Source organism: Pseudomonas agronomica, assembly GCF_025917275.1.
GTDB lineage: Bacteria > Pseudomonadota > Gammaproteobacteria > Pseudomonadales > Pseudomonadaceae > Aquipseudomonas > Aquipseudomonas agronomica.
Map to the genome: position 1 here is coordinate 1 of NZ_JAOSHO010000400.1, position 4,672 is coordinate 4,672.

Genomic DNA, 4,672 nt, shown 5'->3' on the forward strand with positions numbered 1-4,672 from the left:
GCAGCGCAAGCGAGCTCCTCGCCACCCTGACAGACGTCGCTCGACATCGCGGCAGGCAGGTCGTATACCATATCCCCATCTCAGCCAAACGACCGCCACCGTGACCTTATCCAAATTCAACCTGCCCGACCTGGGCAACACCCCCTCCACTTCGGAAATCATCACCCGCCACCTGCGTGATGCAATCGTGGCTGGGCATTTTGCCGAGGACGAGCCGATTCGCCAGGATGATATCGCCCGCCAGTTCAACGTCAGCAAGATTCCCGTGCGCGAAGCGCTCAAGCGCCTGGAAGCCGAGGGCCTGGTGATGTTCCAGCGCAATCGCGGGGCGATGGTCACGCGAATTTCCGAGGCGGAACTGGCGCAGATGTTCGAGGTGCGGATGCTGTTGGAGGACAAGGTACTGCGCCTGGCGATTCCCAACATGACCGAAGCGACCTTCGCTCGCGCCGACAGCATTTGCCGGGAATTTATCGGCGAGGACGACGTCGGTCGCTGGGCCGAACTGAACTGGCAATTGCACGCTTGCCTCTACGAGCCCGCGCAGCGGCCCTTCATGGTGAGCCTGATCCGCTCGGTCCACGACAAACTCGAACGTTACCTGCGCATGCAGATGAGCCTGTCCGCCGGCAAGGAGCGCGCCGATCATGAGCACCGTGAAATCCTCGACGCCTGCCGCGCCAGGGACGTGGAGCGCGCAGTGAAACTGCTGGACGAACATATCGCTGGCGTCTGCAAGACCCTGTTCGAGTTTTTGCCATCGAGCCGGTAGCTTCTTGGCACTGTGCTGATTTCGTCATCACCAGCGGATAAATCCATCAAGCCGCCAGCCCCCGGCGCGCGCCACGCTTGTGTCCACTCATCTGAACGGACGTGGCGCCATGAAACGCATCACCGTGATCGACTCCCACACCGGCGGCGAACCGACCCGACTGGTGACCGACGGTTTCCCCGACCTGGGCCAAGGCAGCATGGCCGAGCGCAGGCAGCGCCTGGCCGAACAGCACGACGCCTGGCGCACCGCGTGCGTGTTGGAGCCTCGCGGCAGCGATGTGCTGGTGGGCGCGTTGCTGTGCGAACCGGTGGATCCGGCCGCCTGTGCCGGCGTGATTTTCTTCAACAACAGCGGCTACCTGGGCATGTGCGGCCACGGCACCATCGGCCTGGTGGCGTCGTTGGCCCATTTGGGCCGGATCGGCCCCGGCGTGCACAGCATCGAGACACCGGTGGGCACGGTGCAGGCGACGTTGCATGAGGACCGCTCGGTCAGCGTGCGCAACGTGCCTTCCTACCGCTATCGCAAGGCCCTGCGCCTGGAGGTGCCAGGCATCGGCCCGGTGACCGGCGACGTGGCCTGGGGTGGCAATTGGTTTTTCCTGATCGCCGACCACGGGCAACGCGTGGCGGGCGACAACCTTGACACACTGACCGCCTATACCTTCGCCGTGCAGCAAGCCTTGGACCAGCAAGGTTTTCGCGGCGAGGACGGCGGGCTGATCGATCATATCGAGCTGTTCGCCGACGATCCCCAGGCCGACAGCCGCAATTTCGTGCTCTGCCCTGGCAAAGCCTACGACCGCTCTCCCTGCGGCACCGGCACCAGCGCCAAACTGGCGTGCCTGGCGGCCGACGGCAAACTGCAGCCCGGGCAGATCTGGCGCCAGGCCAGTGTCATCGGCAGCCAATTCGAAGGGTCATATGAGCGTTCGGGCGAACGCATCGTGCCGACCATCCGCGGCCGGGCCTACATCAGCGCTGAAAGCACATTGATCATCGAGCCGGACGATCCGTTCGCCTGGGGCATTCGTCCGTGAACGAAGGCCATGCCGCAGACGTGATCGTGATTGGCGCCGGCATCATCGGCGCAGCCTGCGCCCGAAGCCTGGCTCAGCGCGGTTTGCAGGTATTGGTGCTGGACGCTGGCTGGCACGGTGCAACGGCGGCAGGCATGGGCCACCTGCTGGTGCTTGATGACAACCCGGCGGAGCTGGCCCTGAGTCAATATTCCCTGCGACGCTGGCGGGAATTGGCGCCTGCGCTGCCCGACGCTTGTGCCTGGCGCAACAACGGCACTTTATGGCTGGCGGCCAATGCCGAGGAAATGGCCGTGGCCCATAGCAAATACCTGAACCTGATGGCCCATGGCGAAGCCTGCGAACTGATCGGCCGCGCCACCTTGCAGCAGCGCGAACCGGAACTGCGGGCGGACCTGGAGGGCGGGTTGCTGATCAAGGGCGACGGCATTCTCTACGCCCCCGCCGCCGCCCGCTGGATGCTCGATCACCCCAATATTTGCCAGCAGCGCGCCGAGGTCAGCGAAGTGGACGGCCACCGCGTGCGCCTCGCCGACGGTCGTTGGCTCAATGCCGAAGCCGTCGTGCTTGCCAATGGCATCCAGGCCACAGAGCTATGCCCGGAGCTGCCGATCGAACCCAAGAAGGGGCATCTATTGATCACCGATCGCTACCCCGCCACCGTCGCCCACACCCTGGTTGAGCTGGGTTACGTCACCAGCGCCCACAACGCCAGCGGCCCGTCGGTGGCGTGCAACATCCAACCGCGCCCGACGGGACAACTATTCATCGGCGCTTCGCGGCAGTTCGGCAACGTCGACCCCGAGGTGGAAGGCTGGATGCTGGCGAAAATGCTCAAGCGTGCAGTGGACTACATGCCTGGCCTGGCTCACCTCAACGGCATCCGCGCCTGGACCGGTTTTCGCGCGGCGAGCCCCGACGGCTTGCCCTTGGTGGGGCAACATCCGCAGCGCCAGGGCCTATGGCTCGCGGTGGGCCACGAAGGGCTCGGCGTCACGACCGCACCGGCCACCGCTGACCTGCTGGTTGCCCACCTATTCAACGAAAAGGCACCACTCGCCGTGCAACCTTACCTGCCGCAGCGGTTCCTGGGAGAACCGACCCATGCCTGAAGCCCGACACACGTGCGCAAGGCCCCGTAGGAGCTGGCGAAGCCTGCGATCTGTTGATCTTTCGCTTGAGATCTCAGCTTTCAGGAAAAAGATCGCACCCTCGTTCCGCTCGACAGCTCCTACAGGCGCAGCGCGAGCTGGCTCCCCCGCCACAGGTTTTGAGTGCGTTCAAGATATCCGCGTATCCAAAGAGGATTGGCCCCATGCCTGACGTATTCCTGGATGGCCGCCCGCTCTCGGTGGCCAATGGCACCACCGTTGCAGCCGCGTTAGCGTTGGGCGCCGACGGTTGCAGTCGCACCTCGGTCAGCGGCCAACGGCGGGCGCCCTTGTGCGGCATGGGTATCTGCCAGGAGTGCCGGGTGATGATCGACGGCCGTCGGCGCCTGGCCTGCCAGACCTTGTGCCGCGACGGCATGTACGTGGACACCCGACCATGACCGAATTCGCCGACCTCCTCATCATTGGCGCCGGCCCCGCCGGCATGGCCGCGGCCCTGGCCGCAGCCAGTAGCGGTACACGCATCGTGCTGCTGGACGACAACCCGAACCCTGGCGGCCAGATCTGGCGCGACGGCCCCCAGGCCCACTTGCCTGTCGAGGCACGGCGAATGCGAGAGCGTTTGCGCGCCTGTCCCAACGTGCACTGCCACGCGAACACCCGTGTCATTGCCAACGCCGCCGACAAGATCCTGCTGGTGGAAAATGCCGAGCAGGGTTGGCTGATCGCTTACGACCGCTTGATCCTGTGCACCGGCGCCCGGGAACTGCTGCTGCCCTTCCCCGGCTGGACGCTGCCCGGTGTCACCGGCGCGGGCGGCTTGCAAGCGCTGGTCAAGGGCGGTCTGTCCGTGCGCAACGAACGGCTGGTGATTACCGGCAGCGGTCCACTGTTGCTGGCGAGCGCAGCCACGGCAAGGCATCACGGGGCCCAAGTGCTGCGGATCGCCGAGCAGGCCAGCCGCGCCGCAGTTGCCGGATTCGCTGCGCAACTGCCACGCTGGCCGGGCAAGTTATGGCAGTCCTTCGGCCTGCTCGATGCTCACTACCGCACCGACAGCCATGTGCTGGAAGCCTTGGGACGGGACAAGCTCGAAGGTGTACGTCTGCTGCAGCACGGCAAGACGGTGGAACTGGCCTGCGATCGGTTGGCCTGTGGCTTCGGATTGATTCCCAATACCCAGTTGGGTCAGGCGCTGGGTTGCGCGGTTAAAAACCAGGCCCTGACGGTTGACGCCTGGCAGGCCACCACGCGCCGTGATCATTACGCCGCCGGTGAGTGCACCGGTTTCGGCGGCAGCGAATTGGCCCTGGTGGAAGGCGCCATCGCCGGCCATGCCGCTGTCGACGACACCGTGGCAGCCGAACGCCTCTGGCCTCGTCGGGCGCGATGGCAGGGATTTGCCCGGGTGCTCAACAAGGCTTTTGCCCTCGACACTCGTTTGAAAGGCTTGGCCCGGGGCGATACCTTGGTGTGTCGCTGCGAAGACGTGGCCTATGGAGAACTGAGCAGCCATACCGACTGGCGCGAAGCAAAGCTTGCCAGCCGCTGCGGGATGGGCGCCTGCCAGGGTCGGGTTTGCGGAGCGGCGCTGGAGCATCTGTTTGGCTGGACGCCGCCGGTTCCTCGTCCGCCTTTCAGTCCGGCGCGGGTCGAGACGTTGCTTAGCCTGGACGATAAGGCGTCTGGCTGAGAATGAGCGACCACCTCAGCTCCACTGTGGCGAGGAAGCTTGCTCCCGCTCGG

General features: G+C 65.1%; 5 protein-coding genes. All 5 read left to right on the forward strand.

Annotation, left to right across the window (positions count from 1 at the left end; all coding sequences use genetic code 11):
- The first annotated feature begins 100 nt into the window (after positions 1-100).
- The 5 genes from OC610_RS21445 to OC610_RS21465 all read left to right on the forward strand — a co-directional run bounded on the left by OC610_RS21445 (position 101) and on the right by OC610_RS21465 (position 4,619).
- Positions 101-772: a GntR family transcriptional regulator gene (locus tag OC610_RS21445; RefSeq protein WP_264430595.1), complete on the forward strand. Its 672-nt coding sequence runs from the start codon at positions 101-103 to the stop codon at positions 770-772.
- A gap of 109 nt (positions 773-881) precedes the next feature.
- The gene (locus OC610_RS21450) at positions 882-1,814 is read left to right on the forward strand and encodes a 4-hydroxyproline epimerase (RefSeq protein WP_264430597.1); all 933 of its coding nucleotides are present in this window, start codon (positions 882-884) and stop codon (positions 1,812-1,814) included.
- Positions 1,811-2,926: an NAD(P)/FAD-dependent oxidoreductase gene (locus tag OC610_RS21455; protein WP_264430599.1), complete on the forward strand. Its 1,116-nt coding sequence runs from the start codon at positions 1,811-1,813 to the stop codon at positions 2,924-2,926. The genes OC610_RS21450 and OC610_RS21455 overlap by 4 nt, the downstream gene beginning before the upstream one ends.
- A 203-nt stretch (positions 2,927-3,129) precedes the next feature.
- Entirely contained in the window at positions 3,130-3,366 is a 237-nt protein-coding gene (locus tag OC610_RS21460) for a (2Fe-2S)-binding protein (RefSeq protein WP_264430601.1), read from the forward strand.
- Positions 3,363-4,619 carry an NAD(P)/FAD-dependent oxidoreductase gene (locus OC610_RS21465; RefSeq protein ID WP_264430602.1) on the forward strand — a complete coding sequence of 419 codons (1,257 nt, stop codon included), beginning with the start codon at positions 3,363-3,365 and terminating at the stop codon, positions 4,617-4,619. The genes OC610_RS21460 and OC610_RS21465 overlap by 4 nt, the downstream gene beginning before the upstream one ends.
- Positions 4,620-4,672 lie beyond the last annotated feature (53 nt).